Source organism: Streptomyces sp. SLBN-8D4 (genome assembly GCF_049739545.1).
GTDB classification, from domain to species: domain Bacteria; phylum Actinomycetota; class Actinomycetes; order Streptomycetales; family Streptomycetaceae; genus Streptomyces; species Streptomyces canus_C.
The window spans coordinates 6,311,963-6,337,042 of the sequence record NZ_JBMGQC010000001.1 but is presented as its reverse complement, the minus strand read 5'-3'; the positions used below and the strand labels follow the sequence as shown (position 1 = coordinate 6,337,042).

Genomic DNA, 25,080 nt, shown 5'->3' with positions numbered 1-25,080 from the left:
CCCGTCATGCGCACAGCCCTCTCCTCCGCCATACCCTCGACCGCCCGAAAAGCGGCGTTTGCCCTGACCGTGTCCGCCGTGCTCGTCACCACCGCCTGTACCGGCCAGTCCTCCTCCGGCGCCGACGACGACGCGTCGAAGGAGACCACCATCAACTTCTGGCACGCCTGGAGCGCGGACTCCGAGGTGGCGGGAGTGAAGGAGTTGGTCGCCGGCTTCGAGAAGGCGCACCCCAACATCCACGTCAACGTCGTCGGCAACATGACCGACGACAAGATCAACCAGGCGCTGCGCACGGGCGGCGGCAAGGCCCCGGACGTCATCTCGTCGTTCACCACGAACAACGTCGGCAAGTTCTGCTCCTCGGGCGCGCTGGTCGACCTCAACCCGTTCTTCAAGAAGTCGTCGATCGACCCGGACACCACCTTCCCGGCCGCGATGAACCAGTACACGCAGTTCGACGGCGACCGCTGTGCCGCGCCGCTCCTCGGTGACGCGTACGGGCTCTACTACAACAAGACGGCGTTCGAGAAGGCGGGCATCACCTCGCCGCCCAAGACGTGGACCGAGTTCGAGGCCGACGCCAAGAAGCTGACGATCGCCCAGGGCGACTCGTACAAGCAGCTCGGGTTCATGCCGGACTATCACGGCTGGGAGACCACCACCGAGCACTACATGGGCCAGTTCTCGCCCACCTACTTCGACAAGGCGGGCAAGTCCACGGTCGCCGGCGACCCCGCCGTCGCCGCCGCCTTCACCCTCCAGAAGAAGCTCGTCGACGACCTCGGCGGCTACCAGAAGCTGGAGAAGTACCGCGCGGGACTCGGCGACGAGTGGGGTCCCAAGCACCCCTTCCAGACCGGCCAGGTCGCCATGCAGCTCGACGGCGAGTGGCGGCTCGGCATGGCCGTGGACGCCAAGCCCGGCTTCGACATCGGCGTCGCCCCACTGCCCGTCCCCGACGACCAGGCCGACCAGTACGGCAAGGGATACATCACCGGCACCATCGCCGGCATCGCCGCCAACAGCACCAAGCAGAACGCGGCCTGGGAGTTCCTGAAGTACATCACCACGGACACGGACGCGGTGGTCGGCTTCTCCAACGCCATCCACAACGTGCCCTCGACGCTCGCGGCCCTGAAGTCCCCGAAGCTGAAGTACGACCCGCGCTTCAAGACCTTCCTCGAGATCGCCGCGAACCCGAACTCGACGACCGCCCCGTCCTCGATCAACGGCGGTGTCTACCTCACCACCGTCCAGCAGCTCGGCTACGACTACGAGAGCGGCAAGGTCACCGACCTCAAGAAGGGCCTCGCCGCCGCGGCCAAGCAGATCGACACGGACATCGCGCAGGCGAAGTAGCGATGAGTACCGTCACTCTGGCGTCGAAGCGCCGCAGGTCGGCGCTTCGCACGGCCGCCTTCATGTCACCCTGGCTGATCGGCTTCACGGTCTTCTTCGCCTATCCGCTGCTGTCGACCGTCTACTTCTCGTTCATGCACTACGACGGCTTCAAGCCGCCGACCTGGAGCGGGACGAAGAACTGGACCTACGTCTTCGAGCACTACCCCTTCTTCTGGCCCGCCCTGCGCAACACCCTGTGGCTGGTCGTGGTGATGGTGTCCCTCCGGGTCGTCTTCGGCCTCGGGGTCGGTCTGCTCATCACGAAGATCAAGACGGGCACGGGGGTCTTCCGGACGCTGTTCTACCTCCCCTACCTGGCCCCGCCCGTCGCCGCCACCATGGCCTTCGCCTTCCTGCTCAACCCCGGTACGGGACCGGTCAACTCGATCCTGGAGAAGGTCGGCATCCCGGCGCCGGGCTGGTTCAACGACCCCACCTGGTCGAAGCCGGCCCTCACCCTGCTCGCCCTGTGGGGCATCGGCGACCTGATGGTCATCTTCATGGCCGCGCTGCTGGATGTTCCGCAGGAGCAGTACGAGGCCGCCGAGCTGGACGGGGCGTCGGCCTGGCAGCGGTTCCGGTTCGTCACCCTTCCCAACATCTCGCCGATCGTGATGTTCGCCGTGGTCACCGGTGTGATCCAGACGATGCAGTACTACACGCAGCCGCTCATCGCCGGGAAGGTCGCCTCGGGGGTGATCCAGGGCGCGGGCACGCAGTTCGAGCCCGGTTACCCGGACAAGTCGACGCTGACCCTTCCCCAGCTCGTCTACAACCTCGGCTTCCAGCGCTTCGACTACGGCTCCGCGTGTGTCGTCGCCCTCGTCCTCTTCGCCCTGTCGATGGTGTTCACCGCGTTCCTGATGCGGCGCCGGGGCGGTCTCATCCAGGCAGGTGACTGACCATGACCCAAGTACTGGACCGGCCGGTGGAGTTGAAGACGCCGGCCTCGCCCGCCGAGCGCACCGCCCGCCGCAAGGCACTGCTCGAATGGGTGGCGATCCACTCGCTCGGCATCGCCGCCGCGCTCTTCTTCACCCTCCCCTTCGTGTTCGTGTTCCTGACCTCGCTGATGAGCGACAGCCAGGCACTGAGCCGGGATCTGATCCCGCACACCTGGGAGTGGGGCAACTACAAGCGGGTCTTCGACACCCCGGGCTTTCTGACCTGGTGGCGCAACACGCTGGTCTACGCGGGACTGGGAACAGTCCTTACGGTCGTGTCATCGATCCCGGTGGCGTACGCGCTCGCCAAGTTCCGCTTCCGGGGCCGCAATCTCTCCCTGATGCTGGTCATCTCGATGATGATGCTGCCGCCCCAGGTGGTCATCATCCCGATGTACCTGTTCTGGGCGAAGCAGCTCGGGCTGTCCGGCACCCTGTGGCCGCTGATCATCCCGATGGCGTTCGGGGACGCGTTCTCGATCTTCCTGCTCAGGCAGTTCCTGATGACGATCCCCAACGAGTACGTGGACGCGGCCAAGGTCGACGGCTGCGGCGATCTGCGCACCCTGCTGAAGGTCGTCGTCCCCATGGCCAGGCCCGGGATCGCGGCCGTGGCCCTGTTCCAGTTCTTCTACGCCTGGAACGACTACTTCGGCCCGCAGATCTACGCCTCGGAGAACCAGAACGCCTGGACGCTGAGCTACGGCCTGGAGTCCTTCAAGGGCATGCACCACACCGACTGGAATCTCACCATGGCCGCGACCGTGCTGGTCATGGCCCCCGTGATCCTCGTGTTCTTCTTCGCGCAGAAGGCGTTCGTCGAGGGCGTCACGCTGACCGGAGTGAAGGGTTAACCACGTATGCGGCATCTCCCCGGGGGGCAACCCCCGGACCCCCGGCCGACGATCACCGCTCCCCACGCCCGGAAGCGAGGCAACCTTCAGTGAAACTCACCGTGGTCGGCGGCGGCTCGACCTACACCCCCGAACTCATCGACGGCTTCGCCCGCCTGCGCGACACCCTGCCCGTCGAGGAACTCGTCCTCGTCGACCCGGCCGCCGAGCGCCTGGAGCTGGTCGGCGGTCTCGCCCGGCGCATCTTCGCCAAACAGGGCCACGACGGCCGTATCGTCACCACGTCCGACCTGGACGCGGGCGTGGACGGCGCCGACGCCGTGCTCCTGCAGCTCCGTGTCGGCGGCCAGGCCGCTCGTCAGCAGGACGAGACCTGGCCGCTGGAGTGCGGCTGCGTCGGCCAGGAGACGACCGGCGCGGGCGGGCTCGCCAAGGCGCTGCGCACGGTCCCGGTGGTCCTCGACATCGCCGAACGGGTCCGCCGGACCAACCCGCACGCCTGGATCATCGACTTCACCAACCCGGTCGGGATCGTCACCCGCGCCCTGCTGCAGGCCGGGCACAAGGCGGTCGGGCTGTGCAACGTGGCGATCGGCTTCCAGCGGAAGTTCGCCGGACTGCTCGGCGTCACACCCGCCGACGTCCACCTCGACCACGTCGGCCTCAACCACCTCACCTGGGAGACCGGGGTACGGCTCGGCGGGCCCGAGGGCGAGGACGTCCTGCCCAAGCTGCTCACCGGGCACGGCGACACGATCGCCGCCGACCTGCACCTGCCGCGCCCGCTCCTCGACCGGCTCGGCGTGGTCCCCTCGTACTACCTGCGCTACTTCTACGCGCACGACGAGGTCGTACGGGAGCTCGGCACCAAGCCGTCCCGGGCCGCCGAAGTGGCGGCCATGGAACAGGAGTTGCTCCAGATGTACGGCGATCCGGGGCTGGACGAGAAGCCGGGGCTGCTCGCGAAGCGGGGCGGCGCCTACTACTCGGAGGCGGCCGTGGACCTCGCCGCCGGACTGCTCGGCGGGGGCGGCAGCCCCTACCAGGTGGTCAACACCCTCAACCGGGGCACGCTGCCCTTCCTGCCCGGCGACGCGGTGATCGAGGTGCAGGCGGCGGTGGGTCCCAACGGGCCCACCCCGCTGGCGGTGCCGGCCGTGGACCCGCTGTTCGCGGGGCTGATGGCGCAGGTGACGGCATACGAGGACCTGGCGCTGGCGGCGGCTCTGCGGGGCGGCCGGGACCGGGTCTTCAAGGCACTGCTCGCGCATCCCCTCGTCGGCCAGTACGCGTACGCCGAGGGCCTCACCGACCGACTGATCGCACACAACCGGGAGCATCTCGCGTGGGCCTGACCGCATGCGTCCTCGCCGTCGACGCGGGCAACAGCAAGACCGACGTCGCGGTCGTGGCGGCCGACGGAAACGTCCTCGCCACGGCCCGCGGCGGCGGGTTCCGGCCGCCGGTGGTGGGCGTCGAGGCGGCGATGGACACCGTCGCCGACGCGGTCGGGCGGGCCTTCGCCGCCGCCGGGGTGAGCTCCGTGGAGCACGTCTCGGCGTGCCTCGCCAACGCCGACTTCCCCGTCGAGGAGCGGCAGTTGGCCGCCGCGCTGCACACGCGCGCGTGGGGAGCGGACGTGGAGGTCCGCAACGACACCTTCGCGATCCTGCGGGCCGGGATCACCGAACCGCGCGGGGTCGCCGTGGTGTGCGGCGCCGGTATCAACTGCGTCGGCATGCGCCCCGACGGCCGTACCGCACGCTTCCCCGCGCTCGGCCGGATCTCCGGCGACTGGGGCGGCGGCTGGGGCCTCGCCGAGGAGGCCCTGTGGCACGCCGCCCGCGCGGAGGACGGGCGGGGCGTCGACACCGACCTCGCGCGCGTGCTCCCGCGGCACTTCGGGCTGGCTTCCATGTACGCCCTCATCGAGGCCCTGCACCTGGAGGAGATCGCCCCGGCCCGCCGCCACGAACTGACCCCGGTGCTCTTCGCCGCGGCCGCCGCCGGGGACCCCGTGGCCCGCTCGCTCGTCGACCGCCTGGCCGACGAGGTGGTGTCCATGGCGACGGTGGCCCTGACCCGCCTCGACCTCCTCGACGAGGAGACCCCGGTCCTGCTCGGCGGCAGCGTCCTGGCCGCCCGGCACCCCCAACTCGACGACGGGGTGCGCGAACTCCTGGCGGCCCGCGCCCCGAAGGCCGTACCGCAGGTGGTGACGGCGCGTCCGGTCCTGGGCGCCGCGCTCCTCGGCCTGGACCGGGCGGGGGCGTCCCCGCAGGTGCAGGAGAGGGTGCGGGCCTACTACGAGGCCTGAGCGAGCACCGCGTCGGCCACCTCGGAGACGGTCATGCCGTTTCCGACGTCGACGCGGGGCAGTCCCAGCCGGTCGACGGCCTCCACCATGAGCTCCTGGTACCGCACGCTCCGGGCCAGGAACTTGTCCATCAGCGCGCGCTCCCCTTCGGACGCCTCGTCGTAGCGCCCGCCCGCACGGATCCGGGCGCGTACGACGTCCTCACCGGCGGTGAGCCATACGGCGGCCGTGTGCGGGGCGTCCAGCGTGGCGACCCGCTCCGGCCACAGCGCGGAGCCCTCCAGGACCAGGCCGGGTCCGCCGGCGTGCGCCCCGACCAACTCCTCGATGCGGGGCCAGAGCCGCTCGTAGTGGGCCAGGACCGAGTCGATCAACTCGTCGACGCCGAGCGTCGCGTAGTGCTCGGCCACATGCGGCGGCACCTCCCGCTCCGGCGTGCGCCAGGGCCGCCCCGGGTGTCTCGCCAGCAGGTCCGTCGAGCGCTGCGTGAAGCCGAGGCGTTCGGCGACCGCCCCGGCGACCGTGGACTTACCGGTGTTCGACGTTCCGCCGATCATCACCACTCGCACCCCGCGCACGACGGCGACCCTACGCGCCCCGGGGGAACCGAACCGATTCCGGGGGCGTATTCATGGGCAAGGGGTGGTGCAGAACGCGGAGCCGCCGACGGGCGCTCCGCTGCGATCCGATCAAGATCGAGTGAAGCCCGGTGCGGATGTCGGTCCCGGCAGCGATACTTGCGGCGAGGGATGACCATGGGGGAGGTCAAACAGTGACACACCCGCCGAAGAGCAGTGCGGCGCCACCGGGTTCCGGGGTGCCCACGATGCCGGCCGTGCCGCCGCAGCCGGGCCCTGCGGCCCCGGCCCCGCAGGCACCCCCGCCGGCCGCCGCGCCGGACCGGGTACCCGCTCGTCGTACGGCCTTCGCGGAGGGTTTCGACCAGCTGCGCGCGGCCGCCACCACCGAGCCGGGCCGGCTGCGCATCATCGGCGCGGCGCTCGCCCTGCTCGTCGTCCTCTTCGGCGCGGTGACCGCCTGGCAGACCAACGACCGGGCCGCCGCCGCGGACGACGTGCTGCACAAGAGCCAGCCGCTCAGCAGCGCCGCCGCCGACATCTACCGCTACCTGGCCGACGCCAACACCGCGGCCTCCAGCGCCTTCCTCGCCGGCGGCCAGGAGACGGCCCATTCCCGCGAGCTGTACGAGAAGGACATCGACCTGGCCGCGGCCGGTCTGGTCAGGGCGGCCTCGAACTCCGACCCGGACTCCCCCGCCGCGCGGACCGTGGCCGAGCTCAACACCCTGCTGCCGGAGTACAAGGGCCTGGTGGAGCGGGCCCGTACGTACAACCGCCAGGGCTTCCCGGTCGGCGGCGCGTATCTGCGCTACGCCAACGAGAAGATGCAGGACCAGATGCTCCCGAAGGCGCAGAACCTCTACACGAGCGAGAACCAGCGGCTGCGCGCCGACTACGCCGACGCCACGCCCTACCCGTGGGCCGCGATCGGCCTCGGCGTCCTGGCGCTCGCCGGGCTCGCCTGGGCCCAGCACCGCAACTACCGGCGCACCAACCGGGTCCTCAACCACGGCCTGGTCGCGGCCACCGCGACGGCGACCGTGGTGCTGCTGTGGCTGGTCGTCGGGCACACCGTCGCGCGCGCGGGCCTCAACGACTCCTACGACCACGGAGTGCGCTCGCTCAACGTCCTGCACGACGCCCGGATCGCCTCCCTGAAGGCGCGCGGCAACGAGAACCTCACGCTGGTGGCCCGCGGCGCCGAGACGGTGACCAAGAAGAACGCCCAGGGCGTGGACGTCACCTACGACGCCTACGACTACGACTTCGACAAGGACATGGACACCCTCGGCAAGGGCCTGGCCCAGGCGTCGAAGCTCGCCGACGACAGCAGCGGCAAGCAGCCGGTGACCGCGGCCGAGGGCAACATGGCGGTGTGGAAGCAGCGCCACAGCGCGGCCCGCGAGCAGGACGACAACGGCAACTACGAAGAGGCACTGCTGCGGGTCATAGGCCCCAAGGGCGCGACGGGCGAGTGCTTCGACAGCGTCGACGACAACCTCGCCAAGGCCCTGACGCACGAGGAGGCAGAGTTCCGGCGCTCGGCCGGTGACGGTCTGGGCGCGATGACCGGCCTGTCGGCGGGCGCCGCCGTGCTGGCCGTCCTGGGCGCGGCCGGCGCGGTGCTGGGCATCGGGCGCAGGCTGTCGGAGTACCGGTGAGAGGGGGCGCGACGATGCGGATGCGTGGACGGGTGCGGACCGGTCTCAAGGGCTGGGGCGGTGTCGGGGCGATGGCCGCCGTCTGCGCCCTGGCGCTCGCATTCCTGCTGCTGCTGCCGCTGACCCGGTCGAGCGGCGACGGCGCCGCGGCCACCGGCGGCCCGGGACTGACCCGTGCCGAGCAGGCGGCGGACGACAACCCGTGCGACAACCCGGCGATCAAGGCGCACCCGGAGGAGCAGACGCTGTCCCCGTCGAGCGCGGACGGCACGACCATAGACAAGATCAAGGCCCGCGAGGGCGCGAAGCGCAAGCTGATCGTCGGCGTCGACCAGAACAGCTACCGCTGGGGCTACCGCAACCCCAACGGCGGACCGAAGGCCGACCTGGAGGGCTTCGACATCGACCTGGTGCACCGGATCGCGCAGGACATCCTCGGTGACACGAACGCCGTGCAGTTCAAGGCGATCCCCACCAACCAGCGCATCCCGGCGATCCAGAAGGGCCGGGTCGACATGGTCGTGCGCACGATGACGATCAACTGCAAGCGCCTGGCCGACGTGGCGTTCTCCGCGCCGTACTTCAAGACGGGGCAGCAGGTCCTCGCCCCCAAGTCCTCGGGCATCAAGGGCTACGACGGCACGCTGGCACACAAGAAGATCTGCACGGCGGAGGGTTCGACCGCCTTCAGCCAGCTGGACGAGGACAAGAAGGCGGGGCGGCTCGTCGCCTCCGCGGACCTCAGGACCACCGTCCCCAGTCAACTCGACTGTCTCGTCAGGCTCCAGCTCGGTGAGGTCGACGCCGTGGTCACCGACGGCGCGCTCGCCGCCAGCCAGGCCGCCCAGGACCCCACGGTCGAACTGAAGGGCTCCCCCTTCACCACCGAGTACTACGGCGTGGCGATGAAGAGCGACGCCGACGATCTGGTACGCCGGGTCAACCAGATCCTGGTGGACTACCGCAAGGACACCACCGACGGCTGGCAGGCGTCGTACGACAGGTGGCTGTCGGCCACACTGAACGAGAGCTCGGCGAAGTCGGAGCCGCCGCCACCGAAGTACCTGCGCAAGAGCTGACGCATCGTCACAATCGAACAACCACCCAGCAACCCTTCAGCAGCGAGAGGTGATCGATGGGCGTCACGGGACCCCCTGGGCCGGTGATGGACCGGGACGAGGTGGACCGTGCGCTGGCGCGGCTCGGCGCGGAGCACGAGGCGATCGAGACCTCGCTCCTCGCCCTGCAGGACCACGCGGGCCGCAGGCTCCTGGAAGGCGCCGCGCTCACCGGGGTCACCAAGGAGCGCTGGGAGTCCGCCGACGCGTCGATCACCCTGCTGTGGGCGTACTTCGACGCGTACGCGGACGCGCTGCACTCCGCCCGCGAGATCCGCTCCCGCCGCCGCTGGTCCAGCCGCGAGGACCTGGCGGAGCTGACCGAGCTGCTGCGCGGCGAGTCGGTCACGGTCGCGGGCTCGGCGACCGCCACGGCCAACGCGCCCACCCTGCACGGCAATTCGGGCAAACTCAGCGAGCGGTTCTCGCTGGCGACGCTCGTGGAGCGGATGAACGAGCTGTACGCGACGAGCCTGGACATGGTCGTCGCCGCCGACGCGGTCTGGTCCGCACTGCCCGCCCGGATAGACCTGCTGTCCGCCGAACTCCAGCGCACCCGCCGGCTCGCGCACTCCGTCGGCGTACGCCCCGGGGAGCACCCGTCCGGGGACGACCTGGAGCACATCACCCGCACCCTCACCTCGCTGCGCGAGCAGGTGATCTCCGACCCGCTCGCCTTCTGGCAGCCCACGCCGGGCAGTTCGGCCCCCGGCGGCGGCAAGCCGGACACCTCGGCGTACGACCGTGAGGCGCGCGCCCTGGAGGACGTGCGCCGGGAGATCGACGCGGTGCTCACGGTCCGGCAGGACGCCGAGGCCCGGCTCGTCAAGCTGCGGGACGTGCTCTCCCGCGCGGACCGCACGCTCGCCGAGGCCCGCATCGCGCGCGGCGAGGTCCTCGCGAAGATCGCGGCCACCGAGGTGCCGGTCGTCAGCGGACCGCCGACCGCGCTCCAGGAGCAGCTGGCGACCGCCGCCGAGTACCGCAGACACGCCCAGTGGCACCGCCTGTCCCCGCTCCTGGAGTCCCTGGAACAGAAGGCGGAGGACGAACTGCTGCGCGCCCGCGAGTCGTTGACCGCGGTCACCGCCCCGCTCGCGGTCCGCGCGGAGCTGCGCGGCAGGCTCGACGCGTACAAGGCGAAGGTCGCCCGGCACGGCCTCGCCGAGGACCCGTTCCTGATCGAGCGGTACGACGCGGCCCGGCGGATGCTGTGGAGCGCGCCCTGCGACCTGCGGGTCGCCGAACAGACCGTGCTGCGCTACCAGCACGCGGTCGCCGAAGTGCTGGGCGCCCCGCGGGTGCCGCAGAGCGGGCCCGAGGACCGTAGGGGGGAGTCGTCGTCATGAGTCAGGAACAGCAGCCCTGCCAGCGACCCGGCTGCGACGGGACGTACGAGGACATGGGCGGCGGCGAGCTGTACTGCGACACCTGCGGCCTGGCGCCGGTCGTCGGGGGCAGCGGCCGGGCCGGCTCGGTGCCCAGCGGCACCGCCGACGGCAGGGACTCGCAGGGCAGCGGCAGCGCGCCCGCCACCAGCCGCGGTTCCGCGCGGACGTCCTCGCACTCGTCGAAGTCACGGCGATCGGTGTCGGGACGGCTCTCGCGCTCGGTCTCCGGGAAGTCCACGGGCCGTTCCGTGTCGGTGCGCGGCTCCGGCTCGACCTCCGGTTCGACCGGGCGCGGCCGGCTCGGCGCGGGGCTCGTCGAGGTGCCCGGGGTGCCGCGGCCCGACCCGCGCGTGATGGTCCTGGAGAACCCCGAGGTGCCCGAGCGCAAGCGGTTCTGCTCGCGCTCCGACTGCGGTGCCCCGGTGGGACGCTCACGCGGGGACCACAAGGGACGCACGGAGGGCTTCTGCACCAAGTGCGGCCACCCGTACTCGTTCGTGCCGAAGCTGAAGTCCGGCGACATCGTGCACGGCCAGTACGAGGTCGCGGGCTGCCTCGCGCACGGCGGTCTCGGCTGGGTCTACCTCGCCGTGGACCGCGCGGTGTCCGACCGCTGGGTGGTCCTCAAGGGCCTGCTGGACACCGGCGACCAGGACGCGATGGCCGCCGCGATCTCCGAGCGGCGCTTCCTCGCGGAGATCGAGCACGCCAACATCGTGCGGATCTACAACTTCGTGGAGCACCTCGACCAGCGCACCGGCTCGCTCGACGGCTACATCGTCATGGAGTACGTCGGCGGCAAGTCGCTCAAGGAGATCGCCAACGGCCGCCGTTCGGCCGACGGCAAGCGGGACCCGCTGCCGGTGGAGCAGGCGTGCGCCTACGGCATCGAGGCCCTGGAGGCGCTCGGTCACCTGCACAGCCGCAACCTCCTGTACTGCGACTTCAAGGTCGACAACGCGATCCAGACCGAGGACCAGCTCAAGCTGATCGACATGGGCGCGGTGCGCAGGATGGACGACGAGGAGTCGGCCATCTACGGCACGGTGGGCTACCAGGCGCCCGAGGTCGCGGACGTGGGCCCCTCGGTCGCCTCCGACCTGTACACGGTCGGGCGCACCCTGGCCGTGCTGACCTTCGACTTCCAGGGCTACACCAACGTCTTCGTCGACTCGCTGCCCGACCCCGACAACATCGAGGTCTTCCGCCGGTACGAGTCCTTCTACCGGCTGCTGGTCCGCGCGACCGACCCGGACCCGGCCCGCCGTTTCGCCTCCGCGCAGGAGATGTCGGAACAGCTGACGGGCGTCCTGCGCGAGGTCGTCTCCCTGCAGACGGGCCGCGCCAGACCCGCCCTGTCGACCCTCTTCGGCCCCGAAGTGCGGGTCACGGACACGGAGTTGTTCCCGAAGCTGGACGGGGAGGTGTCGCGCCTTGGGGGACGGGTGCTGCCTGCCCGTAAGACCGCCAACGCGGGCAGCGCGGGTGCCGAGCGTCCGGGCGGCGGAGCCCTCGGTACCCCCCAGACCCTCGTCAAGCCGGTCAACGCTCTCGTCACCTCCCTCGCGCTTCCCGTCCCCCACGTCGACCCCTCCGACCCCAACGCCGGTTTCCTCGCCGGGCTCATGACCACCGCGCCCGCCGAGCTGCTCGGTGCCCTCGCGGCCGCGCCGGCCCCGTCGGCGGAGTCACGGCTCAGGCAGGTCCGCGCCTGGCTGGAGAACGGCGACACGCACACCGCGGACGAGGCGCTGCGCCGCCTCGAGGACGAACGGCCCGACGACTGGCGGGTGGTCTGGTACCGGGGCGTGGCCGCCCTGGTGACCGGCGACCACGAGGCCGCCGCGCTCGCCTTCGACGCGATCTACGACGCCTTCCCCGGCGAGCCCGCCCCCAAGCTCGCCCTCGGCCTGTGCGCGGAGGTGCTCGGCCAGCTCGACAACGCCGCCGAGTACTACCGCCTGGTCTGGTCGACCGACCCCAGCTATGTGAGCGCCGCGTTCGGCCTCGCGCGCGTGCAACTGGCGACCGGGGACCGCCGTAGCGCGGTGCGGACGCTGGAGTCGGTGCCGGAGTCCTCCATCCACTACACCGGCGCCCGGGTGGCGGCCGTCCGCGCGCGGCTGCGTGGCCGCACCGCGACCGCGGGCGACGTACCCTTCCTGGACGACCTGACCGCCGCCGCCGGGCAGGTCGAGGCGCTGGACGCGTACGGACTGGATCCGGCGCGCCGCGAGCAGTTGTCGGCCGAGGTGCTGGGCGCGGCCCTGGACTGGATACTCTCCGGTGGCCAGGACTCCGTCGCCCCCGCCACCGGGGCACGGGCACTGCTCGGCAGCGGACTGGACGAGCGAGGACTGCGCTTCGGCCTGGAGCGTTCGTACCGCGCGCTGGCCCGGCTCGCGCAGGGCGGCGAGGAGAGGATCTACCTGGTGGAACGAGCCAACCGTTACCGCCCCCGGACGTGGGTGTAGTTGATGTCGCAGATGCCCCAGCAGACCGCCCTTTCGAGGTGCCCGAGCTGCGAGGAACCCGTCGAGTCGGGCGACCGTTTCTGCGGTGCGTGCGGATACGACCTGTCCGCCGTCCCGGCACGGCCGGACGACAGCCCGACCGTCGCCCTGAACGGCGCGCCCCCGGGCGGCCCCTGGCCGCAGGCCCCGCACCCCCCGGCGGAGCTCCATCTGCCGACCGACCTGCGGGCCTCCGCGTCGGGCGAGCACGAACTGCCGCCGGTGCCGCCTCCGTCGGGGCCGGTGCTCGGGTCGCCGGTCTCCCCCGCCTCCGGCGTGCGCTTCGACCGGCCGCCGGAGCCCGACGAGTACGTCCTCCAGGCTCCTGACCCGCGCGTGGCCGCCGGACCGGCCACCCCTGCCGAAGGAACCAAGGTGTGCGTGGCCTGCCGCGCGGGCCGCGTCGACGACGACGGCTACTGCGAGAACTGCGGGCACGCCCAGCCGCGTGAGCGCGACCACATGGAGCAGGAGCTCGGTCCGATCGCCGCCGTCAGCGACCGCGGCCTGCGCCACCACCGCAACGAGGACGCCTTCACCCTCGGCACCAGCGTGCTGCCCGACGGCTCACCGGCGACCTTCGCGGTCGTCTGCGACGGCGTGTCCTCCGCGACCCGCCCCGACGACGCCTCCCTGGCCGCCTCGCGGGCCGCGGCCGACGCGCTGCTGGCCGCGCTGCCGCAGGGCACCCACCCCCAGCAGGCCCTGCACGAGGCGATCGTCGCCGCCTCCCGCGCGGTCAACTCACTCGCCGGGGAGCCCGCCACCGCCCGCGAGCACCAGCCGCACCAGAACGCCCCCGCGTGCACGATCGTCGGCTCGGTCGTCACCCCGAGCCTGCTGGTCGTCGGCTGGGTCGGCGACAGCCGCGTCTACTGGGTGCCCACGGACCGCAGTTCACCCCCGGCCCGGCTCACCGAGGACGACTCCTGGGCCGCGCAGATGGTCGCCGCGGGCCTGATGAACGAGGCCGAGGCGTACGCCGACGAGCGCGCCCACGCGATCACCGGCTGGCTCGGCGCGGACGCCTACGAACTCGACCCGCACACCGCTTCCTTCAAGCCGGACCGGCCTGGTGTGGTGGTGGTGTGCACCGACGGTCTGTGGAACTACGCGGAGGCGGCCGACGAGATGGCCCAGGCCGTGCCGGCCGACGCCGCCGCGCGCCCGCTGCACACCGCCCGGGTACTGGTCGGTCACGCTCTGGACGGCGGGGGCCACGACAACGTAACAGTGGCCGTCGTGCCGTTCCCGACCCCCGTGCAGGGGGCAGGATCGGCCTGAGGCCGTACACGGGGAGGCCTCGGCGGACCGGAGGGGACCGGTCCGCGATCAGTCATCGCCCCATGAATGTGGGGTTCGCGAGGGGGATTTGAGTAGGCATGGCCAATTTCTCGAAGTCGAACGTGCCGCAGTTCGCGATGGACGTCTACCAGAACGAGTACCTGCCAGAGGGCGGCCGAGAGGTCAACGCGATCGTCACGGTGACCTCGACCGGCGGCGGCACGATCGGAAGCTCGGTCGGTGCCCCGCACCTCTGGTCGGCGGGGCAGGGCCCCTCGGCCGCGGTCGCGATCATGGTCGACTGCTCGGGCTCCATGGACTACCCGCCGACCAAGATGCGCAACGCCCGCGACGCCACGGCCGCCGCGATCGACACCCTGCGCGACGGTGTGCACTTCGCGGTGATCGGCGGCACCCACGTGGCCAAGGAGGTGTATCCGGGGGACGGTCGCCTCGCCGTCGCCGACGCCACCACCCGCGACCAGGCCAAACAGGCCCTGCGCAGGCTCAGCGCGGGCGGCGGCACGGCCATCGGGACCTGGCTGCGCCTCGCCGACCGCCTGCTGTCCTCGGCGGACGTCGCCATCCGCCACGGCATCCTGCTCACCGACGGGCGCAACGAGCACGAGGCTCCGGAGGACCTCAAGGCCTCCCTCGACTCCTGCGCGGGGCGTTTCACCTGCGACGCCCGGGGCGTGGGCACCGACTGGGAAGTGAAAGAAGTCACAGGGATCGCCTCCGCCCTGCTCGGCACCGCCGACATCGTCGCCGACCCGGCCGCCCTCGCCGCCGACTTCACGCAGATGATGGAGACGGCCATGGGCAAGGAGGTCGCGGACGTCGCCCTGCGCGTGTGGACTCCGGTGGGCACCACCATCAAGTTCGTCAAGCAGGTCGCGCCCACCGTCGAGGAGCTCACCGACCGCCGCACCGAGGCCGGTCCGCGGGCCGGGGACTACCCCACCGGCTCCTGGGGAGACGAGTCCCGTGACTACCACGTCTGCGTCGAGGTCCCGGTCGCGAACATCGGCCAGGAGATGCTCGCCGCCCGGGTCTCGCTGGTCGTCCCGCAGCCCGACGGCACCCCGCAGAACCTGGGCGCACAGGGTCTCGTCAGGGCCGTGTGGACCGACGACATGGCCGCCTCGACGTCGATCAACCCCCAGGTCGCCCACTACACCGGCCAGGCCGAACTGGCACAGGCCATCCAACAAGGGCTCGATCTCCGCAAAGCGGGCGATATCGATGGAGCGACGGCCAAACTGGGCCGGGCCGTTCAGCTCGCGAACGACTCCGGGAACGCCGATACTGCGAAACTGCTTTCGAAGGTGGTCGACGTGGTCGACGCCACGACAGGTACTGTGCGACTGAAGGCGAAGGTCGAGGAGGCCGACGAGATGACTCTCGAGACCCGGTCGACAAAGACTGTTCGTGTAAAGAAGTAGACAGTTACCGACGTAGAAGTTCCCTGATCCGAGAGGGGGAAGCGCCGACATGCCGACCTGCCCGAACGGACACCAGTCGGGTTCCGACGACTGGTGCGAGGTCTGCGGTCACCGCATGGCCGGTGCCGTGCCTCCGCCCCCTCCGCCGCCACCCGGTCCGGGTGGAGGCGGCTACGGATTCCCGCCGCCCGGCGGCCCCGGGGGCCAGCCCGGTGGACGTCCCCTGTCCTCCGTACCGGACCCCGAGCCGGAGCTCTGCCCGCAGTGCCGTACGCCCCGTGAGGGCGGTGCGCCCTTCTGCGAGGAGTGCCGGTGGAACTTCCTGACGAACACGGCGACCTCGTACACCCCGGCCGCCCCGCGCCCGCCGGCCGGCTCCGGCGGCCCGCCCTCGCACTTCCAGCAGCAGGCGGGACCCGGTCCGTCCTTCGGCGGCGGTGACTCGTACGAGTACCAGGGCTCGCGCCCGTCCCAGGTGAACCGCCCCGCAGAACCGATCCCCTTCGGCTCGGAACCGTCGGGCCGCACGGGTCCGGGCGGTCCCGGCGGTGGTCCTGGCGGTCCCGGTGGTCCGCAGGGCTTCCCCGGTGACCCGTCCCGCCCCGGCCCGGGTGGCCCCGGCGGCCCTGGATCCTCCGGTCCTTCCGGTTTCCCGGGCGGCCCTGGTGCGCCCGGCGGTCCCGGCCCGTCCGGTTACCCCGGCGGTCCCGGTCAGTCCGGCCCCGGTGGCCAGCAGGGCTTCCCGGGTGACCCCGGACGTCCCGGTGGCCCCAATCCCTCCGGTTTCCCGAACGGCCCCGGCGGACCCGGTGGCCCCGGTCCCTCCGGTTTCCCCAACCAGTCCGGTCCTGGTGGCCCCGGCGGTTACGGCTACCCCCAGTCCGGCTCGCCCCAGGCGCCTTCCGGTCCCGGCGGCCCCCAGGGCTTCGGCGGCCCGCCCACCCAGCCCGGCCCGGGCGGCCCCGGTTCCCCGCAGGGCTTCCCCGGCGACCCGTCCCGCCCCGGCCCAGGTGGTCCCGGTGGTCCGCCGCACTTCGGTGCGGACCCCTCCCGCCCGGTCCCGCCGCCCCCGGGCCCGACCCCGCCCGCCGGCCCCGGTGGCACGAGCGGTGCCCCGCAGGGCTTCCAGGCGCAGGGCGCCTCGGCCCCGCCCGCCTTCCCGCAGGAGACCAACCGGCCCCAGCAGGGCGGTGCGCCCTTCGGTGGCGGCGGCGCCGACGACTGGGTCATCTCCCCGCCGTCCTCCACCGCCCCCGGCGGCCCCGGAGGTCCCGGCAACAACCCCGGCCCCGGCGGCTACGGCTACCCGCAGCCCGGCGCCACCCAGGCCCCGCCCGCGCCCCCCGGCCCGTCCTTCCCGCAGCAGTCGGCGACCTGGACGGCGACCATCGGTCCGGACCGCGACTACTTCATGGCGATGATGCAGCGCTCCGGTCCCGAGGCCGCGGGCCTGAACCTGCCCGCGTACTCCCCCGAGCAGCAGCGCACCCTCACCGGCAACCAGGTCACCATCGGCCGCCGCCGGCACTCCACCGGTGACACCCCCGACGTCGACCTGTCGGTGCCGCCGGAGGACCCGGGCGTCTCGCACCAGCACGCGGTGCTGGTCCAGCAGCCGGACGGCTCCTGGGCGGTCGTCGACCAGAACTCGACGAACGGCACCACGGTCAACGGCGCCGAGGAGCCCATCACACCGTTCGTGCCGGTGCCGCTCCAGGACGGCGACCGGGTGCACGTCGGCGCCTGGACGACGATCACGATCCGCCGCGGTTAGCCGTCACGGCTGAGAACGGCCACGTCACCGGAGGGGCCACGTACACGGTCCCTCCGGGTCGTCCAGCCAGGCCCACTCCCGGTCCCCGCTGACCGTGATGCCGTAGCGCTCACGACTCGGCTGTGCCTCCCGCTCCCACAGCGCGTACGCCTCCCGCGGTTCGAGGCTGCCGCGGCTCAGGGCCAGCAGGAACCGGAACCGCTCGTTCTCCCGGGCCCGGCGCGGAAGAGCGTCCAGGTCGGCGGGCTCCTCGTCCGGCCGGTCCGCGCCACGCAACGGCACGAAGTAGGCGGGCGTGTGCAGGAACCGCCCCTCGGCGTGCCCGGCGTCCCGCACGGTCAGGGCGATCAGGCCGGTGGCGAGCGGGCTCAGGACGCGGGCCCCGGGGCGGCACTGGGCGAGCCAGGCGGTCGGGACCGAGGCCAGGGTGCAGGTGGCGATGATCCGGTCGAAGGGGGCGCGTTCGGGCACCCCGCGCGCACCGTCGCCGGTGACGACGACGGGGTGGTACCCGGCGGCGGCCAGATGCCTGCGCGCCGCCTCGGTGATCTCCGGCTCCAGGTCGACGGTGGTGACGCGGTCCTCGCCGAGCCGGTGAGCGAGCAGGGCCGCGTTGTAGCCGGTGCCGGCGCCGATCTCCAGGACCCGGTCTCCGTCCCGTACCCGCAGCTCGGCCAGCATCATCGCCATCAGCGAGGGCTGGCTGCTGGAGGAGACCAGTTCGCCGTCGCGCAGCCTGGTGGCCAGCGGGGCGTCGGCGTAGGCCCCGCGGACCCACTTCTCCCGTGAGCGCGGGTCCGGGCTCTCGCCCCAGCGCCGCTCGTAGCCGCCCATGACGCCGACGTAGTAGTAGGGGACGAAGAGGTGCCGGGGCACCGCCTCGAAGGCCGCCCGCCATCCCGGGTCGGCGGCCCAGGCCCCGCTCGCGTCGATCTCCCGCACCAGCGCGGCCCGCGCGGCGGCGGCGAGTTCGGCGAGGTCCCTGTCGAGAGCGTGCGCGCCCATACCTCCACTCTGCACCCTGCGCGCGGGAGGTCCTAAGCCTTGAGTCCTCGTCCACCCCGTCTGAGACCATGGTTGACGTGAAAGAGATCCGGCGCGGCACGCTTCAGACGCAGACCTTCTACGAGCAGGTCGGCGGGGAGGAGACCTTCCGCCGCCTCGTCCACCGTTTCTACGAGGGGGTGGCCGAGGACCCCATCCTGCGGCCCATGTACCCCGAGGAGGACCTCGGCCCGGCCGAGGAGCGCCTCACGCTGTTCCTGATGCAGTACTGGGGCGGTCCCACCACGTACAGCGACAACCGCGGTCACCCCCGGCTGCGCATGCGGCACGCCCCCTTCGTCGTCAACCGCGAGGCGCACGACGCGTGGCTGAGGCACATGCGGGACGCCGTCGACGAACTCGGCCTGTCCGAGGAGCACGAGACACAGCTGTGGAACTACCTGACGTACGCGGCCGCTTCGATGGTGAACACCGCGGAGTGACGACCGGCGACTGATCTCCGCCGACTGATCACTCCTCAGCGACTGCCGGTCACTGATTGCCGGATTCCGGTCACGAGGGACCGGATTGCGGTCACGATCCGGTCAAGCCCGGGCTACAAGCGCTTACCCGGGACCGTCCCCTCTGACATCCTCGCCGGAGATCTGGCACGACACGGCGGGGGGCCGGGTGACGGGGTTCGGGGGAATCGCGCGTTTCGTGTTCCTGCGTGCGCGGGCGCACCGGCTGCTGATCGCCGCCGCGTTGCTCACGGTCCTGCTCACCACGGCGGTCCTCGCGACCCTGACCGCCTACTCCGGCGCGATCGGTGACGCGGCCCTGCGCCACTCCCTCGACGACCCGCGCAACGCCGCCGACACCGTGCTGGTCGTCAAGGCCGACGTACCCGAGGACCGCCGTACGGCCGCCGACACCGCCGTACGCAAGGTGGCGCGGCAGACCTTCGACGGACTGCCGGTGAGCGTGCGGACGTTCCTGAGGTCGGGCCCGTACGCGCTGCCGCGGTCGCTGCGGCCCGAGTCGGCGCGGTCCGGAGACCCGGACCTGACCCACTTCGCGGCCCTGGACCGCAGCCGGCTGCGGCTGGTCGAGGGGAGGCTGCCCCGGCCGGCCGAGGGGCTGGTCGAGGTGGCGCTCCCGCAGACCGCCGCCCGCACCCTCCACCTCGGCCCCGGCGCCCGTTTCACCCTGACCGACCGGCTGCGCGGCCCGGCGGTGCGGGTCACGGTGACCGGCCTGTACCGGCCGGTCCGCACGGACGACTCGTACTGGCTCCTCGACGACCTGCACGGGCGGGGCATCAACAAGCTCGACTTCACGACGTACGGCCCCTTGCTCGCCGATCCCGCGGTCCTGACCGACGGGACGGTGAGCGTCGGGATGTCGGGGTGGGTGGCCAGGGCCGACTTCACCACGGTGACGACCGCGCGCTCGGGCGCGCTGCGGAAGTCGGCCGTCGCGGGCAACGCGGCGCTGCGCAAGGAGTCCTCCCTCGGCGGTGCCACGACCGCCTCGACCTCGCTGCCCGAGGTCCTCGACCGCACCGACCGCTCCCTGCTCGTCTCCCGCTCGACCCTGCTGATCGTCGCCCTGCAACTGGTGCTCCTCGCGGGCTGCGCGCTGCTGCTGGTGGCGGGACTGCTGAGCAGCGAGCGCACCGGCGAGAGCCGACTGCTGCTGGCACGCGGCTCCTCGCGTGCCCGGATCGCGGGCCTCGCCGCCCTGGAGGGGGCGCTGCTCGCGGTGCCCGCGCTGCTGTGCGCGCCGCTGCTGGCGGCTCCCCTGACCCGGATGCTGGCCGGGCGGGGACCGCTGGCCCGGATCGGGCTGCACCTGGAGGTGCCGTCGGGCGGGCGGCCCGCGGTGTGGCTGGTGGCGGGGGCGGTGGCGTTCGGGTGTGCGCTGGCGGTGACCCTGCCCGCGCTGACCTCCTCGTTCGCGCGCGGCCGGGCCCGGGCGCTGCCCGGTGCGGTGCGCTCGGGGGCGGACCTGGGGCTGCTGGCCGTGGCCGGGGTGGCGTACTTCCAGCTCAGCCGTCAGACCTCCGGTGCCGTGTCCGACGACACCTCCGGCACGCTGGGCGTGGATCCGCTGCTGGTGGCGGCGCCCGCGCTCGCGCTGCTGGCCGGGACCGTCCTGACGCTGCGGCTGCTGCCGCCGCTGGCCCGGCTCGCCGAACGCCGGGCGACCGGCGGGCGCGGGCTGACCGCGGCCCTGGCGGGCTGGCAGATCGCCCGCCGCCCCATGCGCGGGGCGGGCCCGGTGCTGCTGCTGGTCCTCGCGATGGCGCTGGGCATGCTGGCGATCGGACAGGCCGCCTCCTGGAACCGTTCGCAGTCCGACCAGGCGGACTTCCGGGCCGGGGCACCGGTGCGGGTGCTCGCCCCCGGGAACGCGGGTCCCGGCCGCACCGAGGAGTACGCGGCCGTCGCGGGCGTACGGCAGACCGCCCCCGCCGCCCGGTCCGAACTGCCCCTGTCCGGCAGCCGGTCGGCGACCGTGCTGGCACTGGACACCTCGAGCGCCGCCATGCTGATCCGTCCCGACCTGCACTCCGGACCGTTCCTCCGGGGTCTGGGCCCCAACGGCGCGGTCGCGGGGGTGAAGGTGCCCGCGGACACGGCCCGGCTACGGCTGACGGCGACCCTGAACAGCTCCGCCCCGAGCACGACGGGACAGGTCGCCGTCACCCTGGTGGACGCCTACGGCACCCCCTACCGGCTCCCGGCCGGCCAACTCTCCGCCGACGGCCGGCCCCACCCGCTGGACGTCTACGTGTCCGGGGGCCCGCTGACCCTCACCACCCTGGAACTGGTCGTCACCGTCCCGAGCGGCAAGGCCGACCGACAGCGCCTCACCGTCACCGAGTTGACGGCCACGGACACCGAAGGGACGGTACGGCGCCTCGCGTCGCCGACCGACTGGGGGGCCGGCTCGCGGACCGACGGGGTGAGTTCCACGCCGGACCCCAGGACCAAACCCACCGCACCGCGCCTGAGTTCGGGACCCGGGGGGCTGAGCGTGGACTACGGCACCGGGTTCATCCCCGGGGACGACACCTGGAGCTCGGGGTCGCTGACGGTCCGCCTCAAGGCACCGCAGCCGAAGGCCGTCGGGATCACGGCCGTCGCCACCGAGAGCTTCCTCGCCTCGACGGGCGCGGCCGTCGGGGACAGCCTGGACGTGCCGCTGAACGGAGAGACGGTACCGGTGCGGATCGTGCGCGCTATACGGGAGTTGCCCACCGTCTCGGACGACGGCGGGGCCCTGTTGATCGATCTGCGGACCGTGAACCGGGAGTTGCAGGACAAGTCCGGCCGCGCCGTGGAGCCGACCGAATGGTGGCTGTCGACGGAGCCGGGCGCGTCGGACAGGGTCGCGGCGGCGCTGCGGGCCCGGCCCGACATGGACCCCGCGCAGGTCGTGGTACGGGACGAACTCGCCGGGCAGCTGCGCGACGACCCGTTCGGCACGGGCCCCGAGGCCGCGTTCGCCGCGGCGTCCGCGGTGGCGGCGGCGCTGGCCGCGGTCGGGTTCGCGGTGAGCGCGGCGGGGTCACTGCGGGAGCGCGGCGCCGAGTTCGCCGTACTGCGCGCCCTGGGGGCCCCGAGGCGCCGGCTTGCCCGCGCGGTCGCCGTGGAACAGGGCGTCCTGGTGGTGCTCGCGCTGCTGGTGGGCGCGCTGCTGGGCACGGCGTTGACCCGGGCGGTGGTGCCGCTGATCGTGCTGACGGACGAGGCGACCAGACCGGTCCCGCGGGTCCTGGTCCTGCTCCCGCTCCCGCAGGCGGCCGCGCTGCTGGCGGCGGTGGCCCTCGTCCCGCTCCTGGTGACGGCGGCGCTGGCGCTGCGGCGGGCGGATCCGGCGCGGGCGCTGCGTGAGGGGGGTGAGTGAGGTGAGGTTCTTCCGGAAGACCGAGCCGGAGGTCTCCGGCCCGACCGTGCCCTGGGTGCGCACCCGGCTGCGGACCGCGCCCGGCACCGCGTTCTGGCTCGCACTGCTGGTCGCGCTCACGGCGTGCCTCGCGGCCGCGTTCCCCCGGGGGGTCGACCGCTACGAGGACTCCGGACTGCGCCGGGCCGCCGAGCGGGCCCGCCCCGACCGGACCAGCGTCGAGGTGTACGCCCCGCCGCCGTCCGTGATGCTCACGCCCCACGAGCGGGAGGGCGTCCTGCGCCCCCGCCTGCTGGCCCGGCAGTACGCCGAGGTCCGCGCCGAGGTCCCGCGCGCGCTCGACCTCGACCCGGGCCAGTCGACGTACGGCGTGCGCACGACCCTGGACATCCCGGTACCGGACCCGTGGCTGCCGAGGCCGACCGGCAAGCCCGCGGAGGTGACCCTGGTCGCCCAGGCGGGCCTCGGCGCCCATGCCTCGATCGCCCGGGGACGGCTGCCGCGCGCGGACGAGGACGTGACCGCCGCGGCACCGGAGCTGGAGGCCGCGGTCACCGTGGAGACCGCCAAGTCCCTTCACATCAAGGTCGGTTCGGTGATCCACGTCCCGGCCACCGGCCGCACCCTCCCCGTCCGGATCACGGGCCTCGTCACCCCGCACGACCCCAAGGGCGCCTACTGGTCCACCGCGTCCATCCTGCGCACCCCGGCCCTGGTCCGCGAGCCCGCGCCGTCCGTGGACATGCACTGGCTCGGCGCCCTGCTCATCGCCCCCGAGGGGGCCCCGGTCCTGCTGGCCACCCCGGGACGCCCGGAACGCTACTGGCAGTTGGCGCCCTCCGAGGAGGCACTCCGGGCCCGCGACATCCCGGCCCTGCGGTCCGCGCTCGCCTCCCTGGAGGCCGGTCCGGCTCTGCGGAGGGTGCGTCTGAAGATCGACGGTCCGGTGACCGAGCTGACGCAGATCACCGGCCAGACCGAGATCCTCACCGACCTCGACGAGGTGCTCATCGCCTACGACCGGTCCCGCGAGTCGATCGCCCCGCTCGTCGCGGTCGCCGCGGTCGGCACCGGCACGGTCGCCGCCGTCGTGCTCCTGATGGCGGGCGGACTCACCGCCGACCGCCGCCGCAGCGAACTCGCCCTGCTGCGGGCCCGGGGCGCCTCCCTGCGGGGCCTGACGGCCCGCCTGTTCGCCGAGACGGCGATTGTCGCCGTCCCGGCTGGCGCCCTGGGTCTGGCCGCCGCGGTGGTCGCGGTCCCCGAAGGCCGCTTCCGGTACGCGATCGCGGCCGCCGTGGCGGTCACCGCCGTCACCTGCGCTGCCCTCCCCCTGCGCGCGGCGGCAGCCCACCGCGTGGTCCGCGTCCACACCGGCCGCGAGGACATCTCCGCCGTACGACCGTCCCGGCGCCGTACGGTCGCCGAGCTGACCCTGCTGGTGCTGGCGGCCGCGGCGGTGGAGTCGCTGCGCCGGCGCGGCACGTCGGGCGCTTCCGACGACCTCGTCTCCCTGGCACCCGTGCTGGTGGGCGTGATCGCCGCGCTGGTCCTGGTCCGCGTGTACCCGCTGCCGCTGCGGGGCCTGGCCCGCCCGGCGGCCCGTCTGCGCGGTGCCCTCGCCCATCTGTCCCTGGCCCGCGCGGGCCGCACCTCGGCCTCCGCCGTCCTGCCCCTCCTCGCCCTGCTGACCGCCCTGACCACGGCGGCCTTCGGCGGCTCGGTCCTCGCCGGCGTGCAGGAGGCCCGCGACCACGCCTCTTTCCTCGCGGTCGGCGCCGACGCGCGCGTGGAGACGGCGACACCGCTCCCGACAGGTCTGCCGGAGCGGCTGCGCAGGTCACCGGGGGTGAGCGACCTGTCCGCGGTGAGCGTCGTCTCCGACGCGAAGACGGAGAACGGAGCCCAGTCGCTGCCGCTGGCCGGGGTGCGCCCCGCGGACTACGCGGCCCTGTCGTCCCGGACGGACATCGGTGCCTTCGCTGCGGCCCGGTTGCCGGACGGGGCCTCCGGCGGCACGACCCCGGCCCTGGCCTCCACGGCCACCGCCCGGACGTACGGCACCCGTCCCTTCCCGGTCCTCCTCCCGGACGGCAGCTCGCTCACCGTCCGCATCACCACCGTCCTGGACCGCACGCCGGCGGTGCCGGGCCCGGACTTCCTGATCGTGAACCGCGAGGCACTGAGCCCGGCGCTGGCACGGCCGACGACCCTGCTGCTGACGGGGAAGGACCTGGACGGGGCCGCGCTGCGGAAGGCTGCTCCCAAGGCGGCGGCCGTGCACCTGAGGTCCGAGGAACGGAAGCGCTACGTCGACTCCCCTCTCCAGACCGGCGCGGAAGGCGTCTACGCCACGGCGGTGGCGGCCGGCACCGGATACGCGGTCCTGGCCCTCCTCCTGGCCCTCCTGCGCACGGCCCCCGAACGCACGGCCCTGCTGGCCCGCCTCCGCACGATGGGCCTGACCCGGGCGGGAGGCCGCCGCCTGCTGGTGCTGGAGTCCCTCCCCCAGGCGATCCTGGCGGCCCTGGGCGGCACCCTCACGGGCTGGGCCACCATCCGCCTGCTGTCCCCCGGCATCGACCTGACGGCCATCGCCCTCGCCACGGCCGAACCCGACGCGGCCGGAGCGGAGTTGCGCACGGACGCCCTCTCCCTGGCGGTACCGGCGGCGGCCGTGCTGCTGCTGGCGGTGGCGATGGGGATCGGCCAGGCATGGTGGTCGGGCAGACGGGGCTCGGTGCGGGAGCTGAGAGCGGGGGACGCGAGATGAGCGACTTCCCCGGCCTCAGCCCCGGTCGCGGCCGGTCGAGCCACTACGGCGGCTCCCCGCCCCAGGAGAGCGGCGGCACTAGTCCGACGGCACAGCGCGGCACATCGACAGGCGCCCTCACA

Annotated in this window: 17 protein-coding genes; 15 read left to right on the top strand and 2 right to left on the bottom strand. The window is 72.9% G+C overall.

What is annotated here, in order from left to right; all coding sequences use genetic code 11:
• Positions 1-6: 6 nt before the first annotated feature.
• From RKD20_RS28740 to RKD20_RS28720, 5 genes are all read left to right on the top strand, one after another.
• Positions 7-1,362, top strand: a complete 1,356-nt coding sequence (locus RKD20_RS28740) for an ABC transporter substrate-binding protein (RefSeq protein ID WP_424880234.1) — start codon at positions 7-9, stop codon at positions 1,360-1,362.
• Positions 1,363-1,364: 2 nt separating this feature from the next.
• Entirely contained in the window at positions 1,365-2,306 is a 942-nt protein-coding gene (locus RKD20_RS28735) for a carbohydrate ABC transporter permease (protein WP_020116453.1), read from the top strand.
• A 2-nt stretch (positions 2,307-2,308) separates the two neighbouring features.
• Complete coding sequence (locus tag RKD20_RS28730) at positions 2,309-3,202, top strand: carbohydrate ABC transporter permease (protein WP_424880233.1); 894 nt, start codon at positions 2,309-2,311, stop codon at positions 3,200-3,202.
• A gap of 89 nt (positions 3,203-3,291) precedes the next feature.
• A complete protein-coding gene (locus RKD20_RS28725) occupies positions 3,292-4,557 on the top strand; it encodes a 6-phospho-beta-glucosidase (protein WP_424880232.1) in 1,266 nt (421 codons plus the stop codon).
• Positions 4,548-5,519, top strand: coding sequence for an N-acetylglucosamine kinase (locus RKD20_RS28720; RefSeq protein ID WP_424880231.1), 972 nt, complete (start codon positions 4,548-4,550; stop codon positions 5,517-5,519). Before RKD20_RS28725 ends, RKD20_RS28720 begins: the two co-directional genes overlap by 10 nt.
• On the opposite strand, the gene RKD20_RS28715 is transcribed toward RKD20_RS28720, so the two are convergent.
• Entirely contained in the window at positions 5,507-6,097 is a 591-nt protein-coding gene (locus RKD20_RS28715; RefSeq protein ID WP_424880230.1) for an AAA family ATPase, read from the bottom strand. The two genes, RKD20_RS28720 and RKD20_RS28715, sit on opposite strands and share 13 nt — an antisense overlap.
• A 248-nt stretch (positions 6,098-6,345) precedes the next feature.
• Here RKD20_RS28715 and RKD20_RS28710 point away from each other — a divergent pair, with 248 nt between their 5' ends.
• The 7 genes from RKD20_RS28710 to RKD20_RS28680 all read left to right on the top strand — a co-directional run bounded on the left by RKD20_RS28710 (position 6,346) and on the right by RKD20_RS28680 (position 17,286).
• On the top strand, positions 6,346-7,761 hold the full coding sequence (locus RKD20_RS28710) for a hypothetical protein (RefSeq protein WP_424880229.1): 1,416 nt from the start codon (positions 6,346-6,348) through the stop codon (positions 7,759-7,761).
• A 14-nt stretch (positions 7,762-7,775) separates the two neighbouring features.
• A complete protein-coding gene (locus tag RKD20_RS28705; protein WP_424880228.1) occupies positions 7,776-8,840 on the top strand; it encodes a glutamate ABC transporter substrate-binding protein in 1,065 nt (354 codons plus the stop codon).
• A gap of 56 nt (positions 8,841-8,896) precedes the next feature.
• Entirely contained in the window at positions 8,897-10,228 is a 1,332-nt protein-coding gene (locus RKD20_RS28700; RefSeq protein WP_424880227.1) for a hypothetical protein, read from the top strand.
• Entirely contained in the window at positions 10,225-12,744 is a 2,520-nt protein-coding gene (locus tag RKD20_RS28695) for a tetratricopeptide repeat protein (protein WP_424880226.1), read from the top strand. The genes RKD20_RS28700 and RKD20_RS28695 overlap by 4 nt, the downstream gene beginning before the upstream one ends.
• Positions 12,745-14,067, top strand: a complete 1,323-nt coding sequence (locus RKD20_RS28690; protein WP_424880225.1) for a PP2C family serine/threonine-protein phosphatase — start codon at positions 12,745-12,747, stop codon at positions 14,065-14,067.
• A 98-nt stretch (positions 14,068-14,165) separates the two neighbouring features.
• Positions 14,166-15,512 carry a vWA domain-containing protein gene (locus tag RKD20_RS28685; protein WP_424880224.1) on the top strand — a complete coding sequence of 449 codons (1,347 nt, stop codon included), beginning with the start codon at positions 14,166-14,168 and terminating at the stop codon, positions 15,510-15,512.
• A gap of 49 nt (positions 15,513-15,561) precedes the next feature.
• Positions 15,562-17,286, top strand: coding sequence for an FHA domain-containing protein (locus RKD20_RS28680; protein ID WP_424880223.1), 1,725 nt, complete (start codon positions 15,562-15,564; stop codon positions 17,284-17,286).
• Positions 17,287-17,310: 24 nt separating this feature from the next.
• On the opposite strand, the gene RKD20_RS28675 is transcribed toward RKD20_RS28680, so the two are convergent.
• Positions 17,311-18,291: a methyltransferase domain-containing protein gene (locus RKD20_RS28675; protein ID WP_424880222.1), complete on the bottom strand. Its 981-nt coding sequence runs from the start codon at positions 18,289-18,291 to the stop codon at positions 17,311-17,313.
• 68 nt (positions 18,292-18,359) lie between these two features.
• Between RKD20_RS28675 and RKD20_RS28670 the strand changes: the two genes are divergently transcribed.
• The 3 genes from RKD20_RS28670 to RKD20_RS28660 all read left to right on the top strand — a co-directional run bounded on the left by RKD20_RS28670 (position 18,360) and on the right by RKD20_RS28660 (position 24,958).
• The gene (locus RKD20_RS28670) at positions 18,360-18,773 is read left to right on the top strand and encodes a globin (RefSeq protein ID WP_028807510.1); all 414 of its coding nucleotides are present in this window, start codon (positions 18,360-18,362) and stop codon (positions 18,771-18,773) included.
• A 217-nt stretch (positions 18,774-18,990) separates the two neighbouring features.
• Positions 18,991-22,185 (top strand): FtsX-like permease family protein, encoded by a 3,195-nt coding sequence (locus RKD20_RS28665; protein ID WP_424880221.1) that lies wholly within the window; start codon positions 18,991-18,993, stop codon positions 22,183-22,185.
• Positions 22,178-24,958 (top strand): ABC transporter permease, encoded by a 2,781-nt coding sequence (locus RKD20_RS28660; RefSeq protein WP_424880220.1) that lies wholly within the window; start codon positions 22,178-22,180, stop codon positions 24,956-24,958. The genes RKD20_RS28665 and RKD20_RS28660 overlap by 8 nt, the downstream gene beginning before the upstream one ends.
• Positions 24,959-25,080: the final 122 nt, after the last annotated feature.